This is a genomic window from Pandoraea norimbergensis (assembly GCF_001465545.3).
In the GTDB taxonomy this organism is placed as follows: domain Bacteria; phylum Pseudomonadota; class Gammaproteobacteria; order Burkholderiales; family Burkholderiaceae; genus Pandoraea; species Pandoraea norimbergensis.
The window spans coordinates 2151190-2169416 of the sequence record NZ_CP013480.3 but is presented as its reverse complement, the minus strand read 5'-3'; the positions used below and the strand labels follow the sequence as shown (position 1 = coordinate 2169416).

Genomic DNA, 18227 nt, shown 5'->3' with positions numbered 1-18227 from the left:
CAGGGAGGACGGCCTCCCGAATCGATTCGCATATGAGCTTCCGGCAAGTGGGTTGGCCCGCCCCTTTCGACATGCGCCGCGTCACGCTTGGGTGGATGAAATTCGACTCGGATTCTCTGGCGGGCACCGGCGACAGCGCTGTCACGTTTCGCTCATCGCGACGCGTGCGTAAGGTGCGAGGCGGGCTTTGCGGCAAACCCCAAGGCGCTTGGCTGAAAAGCGCAAAACCGGGGCACTGGCGCCGTCGGCTCGCACGATCGTCCCAGGTTCGGGACTCCCGGGCCGTCAACCCGGTAGAATGTCGGTCGCGCCTGCCGTAAGCCCGATAAAAGCCCCAAGACACGGCTTGTGGGTCGGCAGGTGCCTGTTTCCGAAATTTCGCCGGACTCTCCCTTTCAAGATGGCCAACGATCTCGTCATTCTGGGCGCCACTTCGCCCCACGCTGCCCACGTGGGCCATTCGGGCGGTTCGCCCGCTTCTTCGAACGCCCTGCCGGCAGATGCGATTCGCGCACTCGTTCCGGGCGCCGCCACGACGTTCGCACCGGGCGTGGCACGCGTAGCCGATGTCGCCGACACCCCGGCACTGCGTGCCGCCATGGCGGCCTTCGCGCAGACGCATGGTGTCGACGCCGTGCTGGTCGACAGCGCACGCCGCCTGTCGGATTTCAAGCTGGTGGCGATGGACATGGACTCGACGTTGATCACGATCGAGTGCATCGACGAGATCGCCGATTACTGCGGCCTGAAGGCCGAAGTCTCGGCCATCACCGAAGCCGCGATGCGCGGCGAGATCAAAGACTTCAACGAAAGCCTCACGCGCCGCGTCGCCCTGCTCAAGGGGCTGGATGCCGGCGCGCTGGAAAAGGTCTACGAGGAACGCCTGCAACTGTCACCGGGTGCCGAAAACATGCTGCGCGGCGTGCAAGCGCTGGGTATCAAGACGCTACTGGTCTCGGGCGGCTTTACGTTCTTCACCGATCGACTGAAAGCCCGGTTGAATCTGGATGTCACCCGCGCCAACACGCTGGAGATCGTCGACGGCAAGCTGACCGGCCGTGTGATCGGAGAGATCGTCAATGCCGAGGTGAAAGCCCGTACGGTTGCCGAAGTCGCCGCACAGTTCGGCGCAACGCCGTCGCAAGCCATCGTCATGGGCGACGGTTCGAACGATTTGCAGATGATGGCGATTGCCGGACTGTCGGTCGCATTCCGCGCCAAACCAGTGGTGCGCGAGCGCGCCTCGGTGGCGTTCAATCATGTGGGACTCGACGCGCTGCTGTCGCTGTTTCGCGAGGACTGACGCCGCACGCCGGGCACATTCCCACACTCGGGGTCACTGAGCGAATCATGAAAGTTTCGCTGCGGACAACTTGCCACGCTTGCTCGACACTCTTTCGACGCGAGCTTGCGCAAGTTCATGAATCCCTCGTCCATTGTCCGCACGTCGGCGCCTGCGGCGACGCCGCCCGCCAGTCCTGAGGCACCGCACACGAGTACTCACGGCCGTGTCAAATTGCGTGCACCAAGTTCCACGGGCACGGCTTCGTTCTGCACGCCGGCAAAGCCGCCCACCTTGCGAGATTCGTACCCCCAACTGAGCGCGAGCACCTCGCACGCGGCACTCAAGGACTTTCTCGTCGTCAAGACGACAGGCAGCAAGCCCGCCGACGCGGCGACACCGTCGATCTCAGTCAAGGACGTCGTGAACCTCGTGTCGCAGGTCACGATCACGCCCGGTGCCGTCTTCCCTGCGGCAGCATCGGGCAGCTCGGCGCGTCCGCAGCTCCTTTTTGTCCACGACGGCAAATACGTAAAGGTCACGGGCCAAGACGCCCAGAAGACGCTCCTAGACGACAAGGGCGCCCAGCATCTGGCACTTCCGTCCAAGCCGGTCTATCGCTGGTCCATTGTGGGCACCCCGACGAGTCACCCGTTGCCAACGTGCGACGCGCCCGCCGGCGTCGACCGCCCTGCCGCTCAATACCCTTCACTGAATGACTTTTCGCTCACCCAGGTCGAGCTCGAAGATATTGTCGACGGCGTACCGTTTCGGCAGACCGTGACCGGTTGCCGTATTGGCGGGACGTCGCCCCATATCGTTGTCGAAGTGGGGCCGCGCAAGTTCTACGTGGCAAGCACGATGTGCAACAGCGGCGTCCCGAAACACCTGCGTCGTCTGGACCCGAAGGTGCCGATGGATCGACGCTGCATCGATTTGTACCTTGAGTACAAAAACCAGTTGAGCGTGTTGCCGGAACTACTCGCCCCGGCGACAACCTTCGCCAACGTCTCGCAGCACGTATCGCAGCACCCATCGCCGACGGCCCGGGATCAGGCGATCGCCTTCAAGATACTGACCTCCGGACAGGCGCAGCATCGCTATGTCGAGCTATGCAAGACCAGCATCGACAGCCGCGAAAGGTTCGACGGCGCAAGGCACGTCGACGACGCGCTTGTCTACCGGACGATTCTCGGTCCGGATCACGTCTTCACGGTCGACGGTCAATGGAACCTCGCCGATGCGGCGGGCATCACCGATCTCAAGGCGCATTTGCAGGGGGGCAACCTCGCGTTCGCCGCGCTCGGCAGCGAGGATGGACGTGTCCTGTATTTCTCAACCTCGGGTGGCAGGCGCCTCGATACGATGACACTGCACATCCATGAAGCGATGGGTGATGGCGACGAGATAACGATCAATGACATTACCTATGTCGACGCGAGACGACGCGTGAAACGCGTATTGCAAAGCGCACCCGGCACACAAACCACCGGCCTGGTCGATCTGCCGGTGCTTGGCGAGGGCAAGGGCGACGTGCCATCCCGCTTCAAAGATGCCGAGCAGACGATCGCCGCCGCCATCGTGCATGACATGCGGTACCGGGCTATCGTCACCGGCATTCACTTCAATAGCCTGCTCGACACGTGCGACTCATGCGCGAGCGCGCTCTCGATACTTCAGACACTGACGGGGCACGCCGTCGATTTCGTTTATCACCGGGATTACGGTGCGTCTGCCGAGAGCAGCACTGACGGGACCATTCGCACATTGCAGACGCTGCTTGCCACGGCGAGTGCGTTGCGCGCGCAAGGCATGGTGAACGACGCCGCGGCGAAGTGCATGACGGCGCGACGATTGCTAACGCCCGAAGTCTTGCAGGCGTTAGCAATCGGTCTGCGTTACGCGCACGGCGACAACGCCGATCAGCTCGCGTTTCGCGTCAACGTCGACTACTTGCGGCTGCTCGCCGGGCTGGTCAGCGAGAAAACGCTCCCCGCGCGTGCCGTGCTCAACGCCCTGTCGAGCGAAGCAGGGCTCAACTACGCCTCGCTGCTCGGGCATCGCGCGCCGGCACTCGAAACGCTGGCGCACGCATGGGCGGATTTGATGCACGAGATCGCGGACAAGCGCGTTTCACGTGAGCCCGTTTTGCGCGTACTACTGGGCAGAAGCGGACCGTATCAGGCTAGTTTTCTTGTTGAACTCCTGAATGCACCACGTGAGCCCAGCGATTGCCGACGCGCGCTGCTGAACCGTTTGCACGCGGAGCGCCTAATGCCGTCGTTTGACGATTTACGCGCCATCGAAGGGCCACTGGGGGCGGCGATTCTTGTGTTTCGACTGCGCCTTCACCAGAAGCCAGCCCCCGAAATGGCGCTCGGGCAACACAGCGTGCCGGCCGTCATCGATGACATTCGGCGCGTAATTTCCGAAAAGGTATTGCTCAGGCTGGAGGCCGATCGCCTGCGAACCCGTCTGCACGAGTTGATGCCCACCGTCACGATCAGTGAGCAGCAGGCCATGCGGGAGATGGTCGGCAATGTCGTGCAGAACGCATGGCAGAAAGTATTGCCGGGCGAACACCCGCCCTCGGAAATTGCCCGACAGGTGCTCGACGATATCGGTCCCGGCTACGGTCGCGACCTTGCCAGATCGCGCAAAGCGGCGCGTGACACGATCATCCGTGTCGAAGTCTCGGCCTATATCGAATTCCTTCGTGCGAACCCGGATGCCGATGTGGACGCGGTGAAAACAGCGTTCCAGGCGCATGTCGCCAGTGCAAAGGCCGCCCATCGGCAATTGATCTCCGACGGCACATCCGTCCCGACTTCCATGCCCTCGGTCGACACACAAGCCGAAGCGTTGGTGGCACAGGGCGCGGCCGCCACCACGTCGGCGCGGGCAGCGGCCCAAGTGGCCATCGTCGCGCAAGCTGCGGGAGGGGCGCAGAAGGCCGCCGACGCATCGGACGCGGTGGCAGCGACGGTGGTAAGGCGCAACGCAGAGGCCGTTCGACAAAAGGTAAAGCAACGGGCACTCGACAGCGTACAGGTCAAAGGACTCGCCGCGTACGTCAAGGTGCAAGCCGAATCGAAAAAACGCACCGCCGAGAGACTTGAGCAAGAAACGGCCTCGCGACTCGACAGAGAGAGCGCATCGCGCGGCTTCGTTTGGAGCACCGAGGCAGCACGGCGCCTGCTTGAACTGCGCGGGATGACGACACCGCAACTCGAGCAGCGCTGGCAGCGGTTGCGCGACAACACGACGCCGCAACCGGCACAGAACACCACGCCACAACTAGAACGGCGTTGGCGGGCGTTGCGAGCACCTGCGGCATCGACATCTGCATCTACATCGGCATCTACATCGGCATTGGCGTCGACCTCGACATCGGCGACGCGTGAAATGCCCGGCCCGAGCCGCTTAGCTGGGGCGCAGTACCAAACCCCGGACGGCACGATCAACACGCGCTTTCGCTAACGGCGGGGGATTCTTCACGAACACGGCGTGTGAGCGAATGATGGAAGTGCTGCAACGGACAACTTGCCACGCTCGGTCAATACCGACTCGACGCGACCGTGCGCAAAATCATGATTTCTCCGCCCGCCAGTGCTCCCCCGTCGCCCCGCCCGGGGACATCGACGCAACCGCCTGAAACGCCTCCCACCGCCAGCATCGCCGGGGTACGCTTGCGCCCCGCCAGTGCTTCCCGTGCGAATCAGCACTTGGCGCCGGTGCAAGCGTCAGTCGTTCGACCACCGTTTCCGCAATTTCGCACCAGCAAATCGCATCCGCGACTGACGGATCTCATCGCCGACCCGGAAAAAGAAAAGAGACCGGGAGCGAAGAGCGTCTCCTCAGGCCGAGCGCGCCACTCGTCGGCCAATCATCCTTCAAAATCATCCGACGCGATTTCCAGCGTTGCTTTCGCTCCGGCCACCGTCCACTCAGACGGCACATTGGGCACGCAGTCCTGGCAAGGGGTCTTCGTGAACGAAGGCAAGTATGTGAAAGCGTCAGATTGGGACCTTCGGGTCACGCATCTGAGTCCCAAAGACGCTCGCAAGCTCGCGTTACCTTCCCGGCCGGTGTTTCATCAATTCATTAAGGGGACGCCGGGTGAACCACGCCCGCTGCATCTGCCGGCCCCCCCTGCCGGCATGGACGGTACCCCGTACCCGCCACCCGCAGGCCTCGAACTCGTCCCGGTGTTACTCGAAGATATCGTGACGGGTCTGCCGTATCGGAAGACCGTCAACGGGCTTCGAATTGGCGGCATTTCGCCGCATGTCGTCGTCGAAGCGGACCCGGGAATGATCTACGTGGGGAGCATCATGCGCGAGCCTCACGCCACGACGTCAATGCGTCGACTTGACCCTCTGGTGCCGGACGACAAACGCTCCATCGATCTGTTTCTCGAACATAGGAGTCAACTGAAGGCAATGCCGTTCATGCTGACATCAACCGAAACGGTCAGAACCGTTATGGCGCATGTGTCCGGGAATTTATCGCCAGACATGTCGAGACGCGACGCCACCTTCAGGGTAATGGCGTCCGAGTCCGCCCAAATGCAGTATGTGCAAACGTGCAAATCGAGCCTGCGCAGCCGTCAGCAGTTCAATGCGGCGGAACACAGCGACGATGTCGTCATTTATCAGGCGATCCTCGGTCGCGATCATGTCTTCCCGCTCGGTGACAACTGGAACATCGGTAGTGCTGCGGGCATTGGCGATCTCCGGCGGCAATTGAACGGCGGAAATATCGCGTTCGCCACGTTCACCAACGAGCACGGCCGGATGGTGTATTTCTCGACATCCGGCAGTCATCGCACCGTGTCGGTCGAATTGCACATTCACACCGCAATGGGTGAAGCCGATGAAGTGACGCTGGGCGGCATCACCTTTGTCGACGCGAATCGCCGTATCGGGCACAGGCGTCGAAATGCGGACGTCCAGACGGATGACGTGCGTATCAACCTGCCCGCGCTGGGCGTGAGGACGCAATCTTCCATCAACCGACTCAGGGATTGCGAGCAGACGATCACCAACGTCGTCGTGCATGACACGCGTGACAGTCCGATCTTCACCAGCATCCACATGAATAGCTTGTTCGACACGTGCGATTCATGCGCCAGCGTCCTGTCCATTCTTCAGGAGCGCACCGGGCAATCTATCGATTTCGTCTTCCACCGTGACTATGGTGTGACCGTAGCGAACAGCAGCACACGACGATTCGCGTACTACAGCAAGTCGCGGCGACGGCCAACGACCTGCGAGGCTTTCGTTTGGTCGGCGATGTTGCCTCAATGCGCATGGTTTCACGTCGGTTACTCACCCCTGAGTTGCTACATGAGTTGACCGTGGGTCTGCACTTCGTCAAGGGCAGCGGGGCCGATGAACTCGCCTTCCAGGTGAACGTGGACTACGTGCAACTCGTCGCCGGGCTTCTCAATGACAACATCGTTTCCAGCCGGGCGATTCTCAATGCGCTGTCGAGCGTGGAAGGTCGCAGGTATATCTCGCTCAGCGGGCATCGCGCCTCCGAACTCCAGCCGCTTGCCGAAGCGTGGGCCAGCTTGCTGCACGAATTGCTGGCCGCCGGCGTCCCACGTGCGCAAGTCCTGTCACTGTTGATAAGAATGCCGGCGGGCGGGACAAGTTTTTTCGTTGAATTGCTAAACGCACCACGCGTCCCCAACGATTGCCGGCGGGCACTCTTCAACCGCCTGAGCGCCGATAATCTGATGCCGACATACCGTGAAATTCGGCAGGTCGAAGGTCGACTCGGGGCGATGATCCTGACGTTCCGGCTTCGCCCTCGCCGACAGACCATTCCCCCGATTAGTACGACGCTTCATGCCGTGGAGCAAGTCATCGATCACATTCGGGAAGCGATATCTGAGCACGTCGTACTCAAACTGGAAGCCGATCACCTGAGCACACGTCTGCGCGAGATCATGCCTTACGTCACCATCAACGAACAACGTGCTTTGCGCGAGATGGTGATCGAGGCCGTGCAGACGGCATGGTCACAGGTGCTGCCGGGGGAGACCCCCCCTCGAAAATTGCCAGCGACATCCTCCAGGATATCGGCCCGGGCTACAGCAACAGCCTCTTCGAAGTGCGTAGCGGGGCAATCGACGCCATTATCGAAGCCGAAGTCGAGACGTATGTTGATCATCTGAGAGCTCACCCGCATGCCGACGAACATGCGCAACGCGACGCCTTTGAAGCACGCGTGCTGTCAGCACAGTCAGCACATCGTCAGATGGTTTCGCCAGATGCCGGGCGCGCGGTGGCGGGCACGTCCGACGTTGCCGATCAGGCCGGACAAGCCCTGCCCGAGGTGTCGACCATCGCGGTGACTCGTGCAGCGGAGGCGAAACTGGAGGAGACCCTGTCGCAGACGGCGCAGGTGGTCAAAGAAGCGGCGCAGGCGACGACCTCGGCCGTCATTCGCAATGCGCAGACGATAAAGGAAGCAGCCAAGCAACAGACCCTGCTAACGGCGCAAAGCGGGGGCTATGCAGCATTTGCGCTAGCCAACGAAACGGCCAGGAAAAAAGCGGCCAAGCAAGTCGAAGCCGACGCAGAAGCCAAGGCCGAGAGAGTGATAACCGCGCGAAGCGATGCCGCGACCGAAGTTATTGCGGAGCGCTTGCTGCATTCGCGGGGTATGACCTTGCCCCAACTTCAGGAAAGGAAGGACAAACTGAGTAGCAAGACCACGACGGAAGAAGTTGAAGCGCGCCACAAGAAACTGAGCGAACCGTCAACGTCCGGACAGTCACGCAAGAAGGCGGGAGAATCAAGCCGGATCGCGAGCGCACAATTTCAAGCACCCGACGGTTCGATCCGGACGACCAACAAAGAGCAATAACGCTGAATCGGGGGTTCCCCCCCGACACACGCCGCATGCCAACATGACCGGCTTACCCCACCAGATGCGCGCTCAGGCTGGTTTCGATATCGGCTTGCAGATCGCGCACGTCCTCCAGACCGATATAGAAGCGCACGAGCGCCCCCTTATGCGGCCACGGCATCGCCGTGCGCATCGAAGGTACGCGGTACGGCACCACCAGACTGTGTGCCCCACCCCAGCTAAAGCCGATCTTGAAGAGACGCAGCGCTTCGATGAAGGCATCGATCTGCGCTTGCGAATAGCGCTCGTCGAACACCACCGAGAACAGGCCGCCCGCGCCGGTAAAGTCGCGACGGAAATTCTGATAGCCCGGGCAATCCTCGAAGGCCGGATGCAGCACGGCGACGATTTCAGGGCGCGTCTTGAGCCACGTCGCCAGCGTCATCGCCGCACGGTCGTGGGCCTCGAAGCGCAGTTGCATGTTCGGCAGGCTACGCAGCAAAAGGCTGCAATCGTCTACCGAAACACCCACGCCCATGCGCATACGGGCCTGTTTCAGGCGATGGTGCACATCGTCATCAATGGTCACGACTGAGCCCATCAGAATATCGCTGCCGCCCGATTGGTACTTGGTGAGTGCCTGCACGGAAATGTCCACCCCGTGATCGAACGGGCGGAAGGCGATGCCTGCCGAGTAGGTATTGTCGATGGCCGTCAGCACACCGCGCTCGCGCGCCACGCGGGCAATCGCCGGGATGTCCGGGACTTCCATCGTCACCGAACCCGGCGCTTCCAGCCAGATCAGTTTGGTGTTCGACTGAATCAGTGCGCCGATGCCGTCGCCGATCAACGGGTCGTAATAGCGCACGGTGATGCCGAACGACGCTTGCAGCCAGTCGCCGTGCTCACGGTTCGGGCTGTAGGCGTTATCGGGAATCAGCACGTCGTCGCCCGACTGGATCAGGCCGAAATAGACGTTGGAGATGGCGCCCAGACCGGACGGGAACAGCAGGCAGTGCTTGCCGCCTTCGAGCGCCGCCAGACGCCGCATCAGTTCCATCGAGGTGGGCGTGGCATGCAGGCCGTAGCGCCACTGGCTGTCGTTCTTCCAGTCCAGCGCACGCATGGCGGCAAGATCGGGGAAGATCACCGTCGAGGCGCGTGCCACAGGCACCGGCATCGCGGCAAAACCAGCGGGCAACTGGGTGTCGGCGTGGAGGATATTGGTTTGCCAGTGCCAGCCGTTGGCGTCCGGCTTGTCGAGCGCCCCAGAGGGCTTGCGGTTGTCTTGCGTCATCACAGCTCCGGAATCACACGGGCCGGCAACAACGCCGGCCCCCGGGGTGTAACTTACACGCGCTCGAACACGGCGGCAATGCCCTGCCCGCCGCCAATGCACATCGTCACGAGCGCATAACGGCCGCCGGTGCGCTGCAATTCATGCAAAGCCTTCACGGTAATCAGCGCACCGGTGGCGCCGATCGGGTGGCCCAGCGAGATGCCCGAGCCGTTCGGGTTGACCTTGGCGGGGTCGAACCCCAGATCGCGCGTGACGGCGCAAGCTTGCGCGGCGAATGCCTCGTTGGCTTCGACCACGTCGATATCGCTCACCTTCAGACCCGCACGCTCCAGCGCCTTGCGCGAGGCCGGCACCGGGCCGATGCCCATGTAATTCGGATCGACACCGGCATGCGCGTAGCTGACCAGACGCGCGAGCGGCTTGGCGCCACGGCGTTCCGCTTCGGCACGCTCCATCAGGATGAGGGCGGCGGCCGCGTCGTTCAGGCCCGACGCATTGCCTGCGGTGACCGTGCCGTCTTTCTGGAACACGGGGCGCAGCTTCGCCATGTCTTCCAGTGTGACGTCGGCACGCACGTGCTCATCCGTCGTGAACGCGATATCGCCCTTCTTCGACTTGATTGTGATCGGTACGATCTGGTCCGTGAAGTAACCGGCGGCCATGGCGCGTGCCGCGCGTTGGTGCGACTCCACGGCCAGACGATCCTGATCGTCACGCGTGATGTTCCACTTCTTCGCGATGTTCTCGGCCGTCACACCCATGTGGATGTTGGCAAACGGATCGTGCAATGCGCCGAGCATCATGTCGACGAGGCGCGATTCGCCCATGCGCGTGCCCCAGCGTGCGCCCGGCATCACGTACGGCGCGCGGCTCATGCTCTCGGCACCGCCGGCCATCGCAATATCGGTGTCGCCCAGCAGGATCGATTGCGCAGCGGAGACCACGGCCTGCAGACCCGAGCCGCACAGGCGGTTCACGGTCATCGCCGGGGCGTGCTGGCTCACGCCGGCCTCGATCGAGGCCACGCGCGCCAGATACATGTCTTTGGGTTCGGAATGGATGACGTTACCGAAGACGACCTGACCGACGTCTTCACCGCCAACACCCGCGCGCGCCATGGCTTCGCGGGCAACGATCGCGCCGAGCTGGGTCGGCGCGAAATCCTTCAGGCTGCCACCAAAATCACCGATGGCCGTACGTACACCACTGACGATCACGACGTCTCGTTGCATGTCTCTTCTCCGTGTGGATATAAGTTTGCAAACGAGTATACCGCCGCCCGGGTTACCGCGATGGGCGGCTCAGTGGAGGGAAACGTCAGTTGTTTTGTCAGGCGCCCATCAAGGCCAGCACTTGCTCGGTGCGCGGCACCGGCGCGACTGCGCCGTAACCGGTCGTCGAGAGCGCTGCGCAGATGTTGGCGTAGCGCGCAGCCGTGAACGGATCGTCGCCCAGCGCCAGACGCGCCACGAACGCCCCGCCGAAGCAATCGCCCGCGCCAGTGGCGTCGAGCGCCTGCACCGGGTACGGCGCCACTATGCGGCGCTCGGTCGGGGTTGCGACGTAGCAGCCTTCGCGACCCAGCTTGAGTGCTACGACCTTCACACCATGGGAGAGCAGTTCGTCGAGAATCGCATCACGGTCTTCAAGACCGGTGACTGCGGTGACATCGTCCCAGCTCGGCAGGCACACGTCGGTCAGGCTGAACGCTTCACGCATGGTCGCGCGGGCACGGGCCAGCGGCCACAGCTTGAGGCGCAGATTCGTGTCGAACGACACCTGACCACCCGCCGCACGAATCTTCGACATAGCGTCGAAGGCCGCGTCGCACGCGTTCACGCTGATCGCCAGGCTGATGCCAGACAGGTGCAGAAATTGAGCGCTGGCCAGTGCGTCACGCGGCAGATCCTGCGCGTGATACCGGCTGGCGGCCGAACCGGCACGCAGATAGTCGAAGTGGTGGCCGGTCTCGTCGTGCGACACGAAGTACACGCCCGTCGGGGCCTGCGTGTCGACGCGCACGGTCGTCGTATCGACGCCCTCTTCTTGCCACAGGTCGAGCAGCATGCGGCCGAACAGGTCGTCGCCAACCGCGCTCACGAAACCCGTGCTCACGCCCTGACGGCGTGCGGCGATGGCGAAGTTGGAGGTGTCGCCACCAAAGCCCTGAAGGTACTGACGGGCATCGTCGGGCGACTGGTTGAATTCGACCATGGCTTCACCCATGGCGAGCACTTGCGGCGTTTGCTGCATCTGTGATTGGGCTTGTGTCATCGATTCGATTCCCTTAGACCACTTCGCCCCACAGGTCGTGGCCGTCGGCGCCGGTCACCGTCACGCTGACGAACTCGCCAACCTTCAGGCGCTTGGCCGCCTTGGCGGTCGGTTCGATGTACACGAGACCGTCGATTTCCGGGGCGTCAGCAGCCGAGCGGGCAACGCCGCCGTCCTGATTGATTTCGTCGACGATCACTTGAATCGTCTTGCCAACCTTGCGCTGCTGGCGTTCCGCCGAAATTTCTTCGGCCACTTCCATAAAGCGTGCGCGGCGCTCTTCACGGACTTCGTCGGGCAGTGCGCCCGGCAGTTCGTTGGCCTTGGCGCCGTCGACCGGCGAATACGCGAAGCAACCCACGCGGTCGAGCTCGGCTTCTTTCAGGAAGTCCAGCAGGTATTCGAATTCGGCTTCGGTCTCGCCGGGGAAACCAGCGATGAACGTGCTGCGGATCGTCAGGTCCGGGCATGCCTTGCGCCACGCCTGAATGCGCTCCAGATTCTTTTCACCCGACGCCGGACGCTTCATGCGCTTGAGCACATCGGGGTGCGCGTGCTGCAACGGCACGTCGAGATACGGCAGGATGTGGCCTTCGGCCATCAGCGGGATGATTTCGTCCACGTGCGGATACGGATACACGTAGTGCAGACGCACCCATGCGCCGTACTGCTTGGCCAGTTCACCCAGCGCCGTGACCAGTTCGGTCATGCGCGTGCGCAGCGGGCGGCCGTTCCAGAAACCGGTGCGATATTTCACATCGACGCCGTACGCGCTGGTGTCCTGCGAAATCACGAGCAGCTCTTTGACGCCGGCCTTGAACAGGTTCTCGGCTTCGAGCATAACTTCGGCCACCGGGCGCGAGTCGAGATCGCCGCGCATCGACGGGATGATGCAGAACGTGCAGCGGTGATTGCAGCCTTCGGAAATTTTCAGATACGCGTAGTGGCGCGGCGTGAGCTTGATGCCGGCGGCCGGCACGAGATCGCTGAACGGATCGTGCGGCTTGGGCAGGTGCGTGTGCACCGCCGTCATGACTTCGCCCAGCGCATGCGGGCCGGTCACGGCGAGCACCTTCGGGTGGACGGTGGTCACGATGTCTTGCCCGGCGGCGTCCTTCTTGGCGCCCAGGCAGCCGGTCACGATGACCTTGCCGTTCTCGGCCAGCGCTTCGCCGATGGCATCCAGGCTTTCCTGAACGGCGGCGTCGATAAAGCCGCAGGTGTTGACCACCACGAGATCGGCACCGTCGTAGGTGCCGGAAATCGCATAACCTTCAGCGCGCAGTTGGGTCAGGATTTGCTCGGAGTCAACCAGAGCCTTGGGGCAGCCGAGCGAAACGAAGCCGACTTTGGGAGTGCCGGCGGGCAATGGGCGGGACATGGGGCGAAATCCTGATCTAGTAAATACGGTGTAACGACCGGACAGTGAGCCTGCCGGTGCGCCAACGAAGCGATTTCGCCGTCGTCAACGCCCTGCCCGCCTGCCGATACTCGCGCCACGGGCACAACCCGCAGCGAAGAACCGCGCATTTTACCTTGTTCGCCCGTTGTGCGTTCCAACTATCGTTGCGGTGTGCGCCCCGAGCCACACCGCAACGTCATGCCGGCGCGATGCACTCGCGCCCCAAGCCATGCCTCAGGGCTTCTTGTTCGGATCTTTGCCCGGTGCCCCTGGCGTGCCCGGCATTCCCGGCCCGCCCGGTCCACCCGGGAACGGGAAGGTGCTGAACATGTTCTTGGCCTGACTCTGCATCTGCTCTTGCATCTGCACGAACAGGTTCTTCGACTGCTCGATGTAGTTGGTCATCATGCCCTGCATCATCGGCGCCTGCATGTTCATGAATTGCGCCCAGACGTCCGGGTTGAAGGCCGCGCCTTCGTAGATGCCCTTCGACTGATCGGACAGCTTGTTTTGAATCTCGATGAAGGTCTGGATGTTCTTCTCGAGGTACGTGCCCATCATCCCTTGCAGCGCATGGCCGTAGAAGCGGATGATCTGGGACAGCATGGCGCTCGAGAACATCGGCACGCCGCCGGTCTCTTCTTCCAGAATGATTTGCAGCAGAATGCTGCGGGTCAGGTCCTCGCCCGTCTTGGCGTCAACGACCTTGAACTCCTCGGTCTCGAGCACCAACTGCTTCACATCGGCAAGGGTGATGTACGTACTGGTCTGCGTATCGTACAAACGCCGGTTCGGATACTTTTTGATCAGGCGCTCGTCAGTCTTCTTGCTCGCGGTCATGCGGTGGGTTTCCTGCTTTTATGAAGGACTTCCCCGACCGACGGTCGGGGTTAGTCACATATTATCGATTTTAGGGCGTTTGCTGCTATGCGGCAAAGCCCTAACCCGCGGCGGAAAAGGTGCATACCCGTGGCCCGCACCCGCGCTTCCGCCCTGCCACCGCTCAGCCCATGTGCAAGCCGCCGTTGAGCGAGAAGTCCGCTCCCGTCGAAAAGCCCGATTCTTCCGATGCGAGCCACGCCACGATGGAACCGATTTCGGCCGGCTCGCCCAGACGTTTGACCGGAATCGTCGCCACGATCTTGTCGAGCACGTCCTGACGGATCGAGCGCACCATGTCCGTGCCGATATAGCCCGGCGACACGGTGTTGACGGTCACACCCTTGGTAGCAACTTCCTGCGCCAGCGCCATCGTGAAACCGTGGATACCGGCCTTGGCCGTCGAGTAGTTCGTCTGACCGAACTGGCCCTTCTGGCCGTTGACCGACGAGATGTTGATGATGCGGCCCCAGCCACGCTCGCACATGCCCTCGATCACCTGCTTGGTGACGTTGAACAAGCTCGTGAGGTTGGTCGCGATCACCGCGTCCCAGTCCTCGTGCGTCATCTTGCGGAACACGACGTCGCGCGTGATACCGGCGTTGTTCACCAACACCTCGATCTCGCCCACTTCCGCCTTCACCTTGTCGAAAGCAGCCTTGGTCGAATCCCAATCACCGACGTTACCTTCGGAAGCGACGAAATCGAAACCCAGCGCCTTTTGATCCTCCAGCCACTTCACGCGGCGCGGCGAATTCGGGCCGCAGCCCGCCACGACCTTGAAGCCGTCTTTGTACAGCCGCTGGCAAATGGACGTACCGATACCGCCCATCCCGCCTGTCACGTATGCAATGCGTTGAGTCATGGAACGCTTCCCCCTAAATAACGGCAAATCTGCCGCCTGTTGCGACTGCCAATTGACCGACGCGCAGGCCGCGCGTTCCCACGCGAACCTTCCGTCTCCTGACTGCCTCCGGCAACAAGCCCGCGCGCGTTGCACGCACGGGCGTCACCGGTTTGATTCGTTGTGGGTTACTGCACGCAGCAAGTACGCTCAAGCGCGCTCACACACGTTCTACTGCCAGCGCAACGCCCATGCCGCCGCCGATACACAGCGAGGCCAGACCGCGACGTGCGTCGCGGCGCGCCATTTCATGCAACAGCGTGACGAGAATACGGCAGCCCGACGCGCCGATCGGGTGACCGATGGCAATCGCACCACCGTTCACGTTGATCTTGGAGGTATCCCAGCCCATCTGCTTGTTCACCGCCAGCGCCTGCGCGGCAAACGCTTCATTGATTTCCATCAGGTCAAGGTCTTTCACGTCCCAGCCCGCGCGGGCGAGGCAGCGTTGCGATGCCGGCACCGGACCGATACCCATTACCGACGGATCGACACCCGCGTTTGCGTACGCGACGATGCGGGCGAGCGGCTTGAGGCCGAGCTGCTCGGCGCGCTTAGCCGACATCACCACCACCGCGGCGGCACCATCGTTCAGGCCCGAAGCGTTGGCGGCAGTGACCGTGCCGTCTTTCGAGAAGGCGGGCTTGAGACTGGCCAGCGATTCGGCCGTCACGCCATGGCGCACGAACTCATCGGTGTTGAACAGGAGCGGATCGCCCTTGCGTTGCGGAATCGAGACCGGCACAATTTCGGCGTCGAAACGGCCGGCCTTCTGTGCGGCTTCTGCTTTGTTCTGCGAAGCGGCGGCAAACGCATCCTGCATTTCGCGCGTGATGCCGTATTCCTTCGCAACGTTCTCGGCCGTGATACCCATGTGGTACTGGTTGTACACGTCCCACAGACCGTCGACGATCATGGTGTCGACCAGCTTCGCGTCGCCCATGCGGAAACCGTCGCGCGAACCCGGCAGCACGTGCGGGGCTGCGCTCATGTTCTCCTGACCGCCGGCAACCACGATGTCGGCGTCGCCCGCTGCGATCGCGTTGGCGGCGAGCATCACGGCCTTCAGACCCGAGCCGCACACTTTGTTGATCGTCATGGCCGGCACCATCGTCGGCAGACCTGCCTTGATGGCTGCCTGACGCGCCACGTTCTGCCCCGAACCGGCCGTGAGCACCTGACCCAGAATCACTTCGCTCACATCTTCGCCCTTGAGCTTGGCGCGCTTGAGGACCTCGTCGATCACGATGGCACCCAGATCCGGCGCCGCCACCTTGGCGAGCGACCCGCCAAACTTACCGACTGCGGTGCGCGCAGCCGACACAATCACGATATCCGTCATGTCTCTTTCCTCGTTTTCAAAATAAGTCGAACCAAAGGGCGTACCCGCAATGCCGCTCCCGCTCAGGCTTTCGCCTTGACGTAGCGGCCGGGCGCCGGCTCGATGGGGGCATAAGCAACATTACCATACGACTTTGGCGCTTTGACGCGTTTTCCGGCGTAGCCGGCGAGCCAATCGCTCCAGTCCGTCCACCAGCTTCCCGGGTGCTCCGTCGCCCCCGCGAGCCAGTCGCCGGACTCGACGCCCACGTCGTCATTGCGCCAATAACTGCGCTTCTTCTTGACCGGCGGATTGACCACCCCGGCGATGTGCCCCGATGCGCCGAGCACGAAGCGGCGCTCGCCGCCCAGCAACGGCAGCGAACGGAACGCCGACGTCCACGGCACGATGTGATCTTCTCGGGATCCGAACACATAGGCCGGCGCATCGATCGTTCCCAGATCGACCGGCACGCCGCAGGTCTGCACCACACCGGGCTGCTTCAGTTCGTTCTGCAAATAAAGATGACGCAGGTACCAGCAGAACATCGGGCCCGGCAAATTCGTACCGTCGCCATTCCAGTAAAGCAGATCGAACGGCTGCGGCGCGTTGCCTTTCAGGTAGCTGTCGACCACGTAGTTCCACACCAGATCGTTCGGGCGCAGGAACGAGAACGTGTTGGCCAGTTCCACCCCGCGCATCAGCCCCGGCGGCTGGCCGAGCGCGCCCCCGATGGTCTTCTCACGGTACTGCACATGCGGCTCGTCGACGAACACGTCGAGCACGCCAGTATCGGAAAAATCCAATAGCGTGGTCAGCAACGTCACACTCGCCACCGGCGACTTGCGGCCGTTTTGGCCCTTCGCAGCGAACACGGCAAGCGCGGCGGCCAGCAACGTACCGCCGACGCAGAAGCCCAGCGCGTTGATCTGCGGCTGTCCAGCGATCTCACGCACGACGTCGATGGCCGCGATCGGGCCTTCGCCGACGTAGTCGTCCCACGTCTTGTGCGCGAGCGATGCGTCGGGGTTTCGCCACGACACGACGAACACCGTGTGACCCTGCTCCACGGCGTAGCGCACGAGCGAGTTCTCGGGTTGCAGATCGAGGATGTAGTACTTGTTGATGCAAGGCGGCACCACCAGCAACGGCCGCTGATGCACCGTCGGGGTGAGCGGCTTGTACTGGATAAGCTGGATGAGGTCGTTCTCGAACACGACCGCCCCTTCCGTGGTGGCAACGTTGCGCCCCACTTCGAACGCGGCCTCGTCGGTCTGCGACACCTTGCCCTTGCCCATATCGACGAGCAGATGCTGCATCCCGGCGAGCAGGCTGTCGCCATGCGTCTGCACGAGACGCTGCTGCGCGTCGGGGTTGGTCGCGATGAAGTTGGCAGGCGAGCTCGCCGCCACCCACTGTTCGACGGCAAAGCGAATTCGCTCGCGCGTCTTCGCGTCTGCGTCGACCAGCTCGGCCATGCGCATCAGAAAACGGCCGTTGAGCAGGTAAAGCGCGGCGGGCAACGCGTAGAACGGGTTACGCCAGCCTTCGCCCGCAAAACGCCGGTCACCCAGCGGCGGGGCGTTATCGAGCCCGGGGTGGTTGAAACTCGCAACGAGTTCGGAAAATTCACGCCCGTATTCCGTCTGAAGGGCACTCAGGCGCGCGGGGTCGACGTGCAAGGGCGACGGCTGCGGCAGATTGCCTGCGGCGCCGAACATTTCAAAGAGATGGCTGAAGGGATTCGCTGCACCGGGAGCACTCGCGGTGGTCGGGCCGACAGCGCCCGGCAATGCGCCGAACATTTGTTGGGCGGCACTGAACCACTGCGACATGTCCTGAGCGGAGAGCGAAGCGGAGGGAAACTGCTGAGCAAACGAGGCGGCAAACGAGGCCGGATCGAAGTTGGCACTGGCGCGATTCATGATAGCCTGAGCGTCACGTCCGTTGCGTTCACGGGCCAGTGCCCGAAACGCGGCGGCGTGCTACGCCTCGCGAGCGTTG

12 protein-coding genes are annotated in these 18227 nt (G+C 62.5%); 4 read left to right on the top strand and 8 right to left on the bottom strand.

Annotated features, from left to right (window positions below):
* Positions 1 to 400: 400 nt before the first annotated feature.
* The 4 genes from serB (at position 401) to AT302_RS27850 (ending at position 8161) form a co-directional block, all read left to right on the top strand.
* A complete protein-coding gene (serB, locus tag AT302_RS09705) occupies positions 401 to 1303 on the top strand; it encodes a phosphoserine phosphatase SerB (RefSeq protein ID WP_084656131.1) in 903 nt (300 codons plus the stop codon).
* Positions 1304 to 1576: 273 nt separating this feature from the next.
* Complete coding sequence (locus AT302_RS09700; RefSeq protein WP_157125747.1) at positions 1577 to 4762, top strand: hypothetical protein; 3186 nt, start codon at positions 1577 to 1579, stop codon at positions 4760 to 4762.
* A 245-nt stretch (positions 4763 to 5007) separates the two neighbouring features.
* Positions 5008 to 6639 (top strand): deaminase domain-containing protein, encoded by a 1632-nt coding sequence (locus tag AT302_RS09695; protein ID WP_167365793.1) that lies wholly within the window; start codon positions 5008 to 5010, stop codon positions 6637 to 6639.
* A gap of 667 nt (positions 6640 to 7306) precedes the next feature.
* On the top strand, positions 7307 to 8161 hold the full coding sequence (locus AT302_RS27850) for a hypothetical protein (protein WP_167365792.1): 855 nt from the start codon (positions 7307 to 7309) through the stop codon (positions 8159 to 8161).
* 52 nt (positions 8162 to 8213) lie between these two features.
* Here the strand turns inward: AT302_RS27850 and AT302_RS09680 are convergent, their stop codons facing one another.
* The 8 genes from AT302_RS09680 to phaC form a co-directional block, all read right to left on the bottom strand.
* On the bottom strand, positions 8214 to 9440 hold the full coding sequence (locus tag AT302_RS09680) for a cystathionine beta-lyase (protein WP_237172106.1): 1227 nt from the start codon (positions 9438 to 9440) through the stop codon (positions 8214 to 8216).
* Positions 9441 to 9493: 53 nt separating this feature from the next.
* Positions 9494 to 10675 (bottom strand): beta-ketothiolase BktB, encoded by a 1182-nt coding sequence (gene bktB / locus AT302_RS09675; RefSeq protein ID WP_058378260.1) that lies wholly within the window; start codon positions 10673 to 10675, stop codon positions 9494 to 9496.
* A gap of 97 nt (positions 10676 to 10772) precedes the next feature.
* On the bottom strand, positions 10773 to 11696 hold the full coding sequence (locus tag AT302_RS09670; RefSeq protein WP_058378259.1) for a sugar kinase: 924 nt from the start codon (positions 11694 to 11696) through the stop codon (positions 10773 to 10775).
* Positions 11697 to 11730: 34 nt separating this feature from the next.
* Positions 11731 to 13098 carry a 30S ribosomal protein S12 methylthiotransferase RimO gene (rimO, locus tag AT302_RS09665; RefSeq protein WP_058378258.1) on the bottom strand — a complete coding sequence of 456 codons (1368 nt, stop codon included), beginning with the start codon at positions 13096 to 13098 and terminating at the stop codon, positions 11731 to 11733.
* A gap of 255 nt (positions 13099 to 13353) precedes the next feature.
* The gene (phaR, locus tag AT302_RS09660) at positions 13354 to 13959 is read right to left on the bottom strand and encodes a polyhydroxyalkanoate synthesis repressor PhaR (protein WP_058378257.1); all 606 of its coding nucleotides are present in this window, start codon (positions 13957 to 13959) and stop codon (positions 13354 to 13356) included.
* Between the two features lie 163 nt (positions 13960 to 14122).
* Positions 14123 to 14863: a 3-ketoacyl-ACP reductase gene (locus AT302_RS09655; protein ID WP_058378256.1), complete on the bottom strand. Its 741-nt coding sequence runs from the start codon at positions 14861 to 14863 to the stop codon at positions 14123 to 14125.
* A 199-nt stretch (positions 14864 to 15062) separates the two neighbouring features.
* Positions 15063 to 16244: an acetyl-CoA C-acetyltransferase gene (locus AT302_RS09650; RefSeq protein WP_058378255.1), complete on the bottom strand. Its 1182-nt coding sequence runs from the start codon at positions 16242 to 16244 to the stop codon at positions 15063 to 15065.
* Between the two features lie 62 nt (positions 16245 to 16306).
* The gene (phaC, locus tag AT302_RS09645) at positions 16307 to 18148 is read right to left on the bottom strand and encodes a class I poly(R)-hydroxyalkanoic acid synthase (RefSeq protein WP_058378254.1); all 1842 of its coding nucleotides are present in this window, start codon (positions 18146 to 18148) and stop codon (positions 16307 to 16309) included.
* Positions 18149 to 18227: the final 79 nt, after the last annotated feature.

Coding starts and splice junctions, on each gene's coding strand:
- bktB (WP_058378260.1), bottom strand. CDS start 10,675: ATGCAACGAGACGTCGTGATCGTCAGTGGTGTACGTACGGCCATCGGT.
- AT302_RS09655 (WP_058378256.1), bottom strand. CDS start 14,863: ATGACTCAACGCATTGCATACGTGACAGGCGGGATGGGCGGTATCGGT.
- AT302_RS09680 (WP_237172106.1), bottom strand. CDS start 9,440: ATGACGCAAGACAACCGCAAGCCCTCTGGGGCGCTCGACAAGCCGGAC.
- phaC (WP_058378254.1), bottom strand. CDS start 18,148: ATGAATCGCGCCAGTGCCAACTTCGATCCGGCCTCGTTTGCCGCCTCG.
- serB (WP_084656131.1), top strand. CDS start 401: ATGGCCAACGATCTCGTCATTCTGGGCGCCACTTCGCCCCACGCTGCC.
- AT302_RS27850 (WP_167365792.1), top strand. CDS start 7,307: ATGGTCACAGGTGCTGCCGGGGGAGACCCCCCCTCGAAAATTGCCAGC.
- rimO (WP_058378258.1), bottom strand. CDS start 13,098: ATGTCCCGCCCATTGCCCGCCGGCACTCCCAAAGTCGGCTTCGTTTCG.
- phaR (WP_058378257.1), bottom strand. CDS start 13,959: ATGACCGCGAGCAAGAAGACTGACGAGCGCCTGATCAAAAAGTATCCG.
- AT302_RS09670 (WP_058378259.1), bottom strand. CDS start 11,696: ATGCAGCAAACGCCGCAAGTGCTCGCCATGGGTGAAGCCATGGTCGAA.
- AT302_RS09650 (WP_058378255.1), bottom strand. CDS start 16,244: ATGACGGATATCGTGATTGTGTCGGCTGCGCGCACCGCAGTCGGTAAG.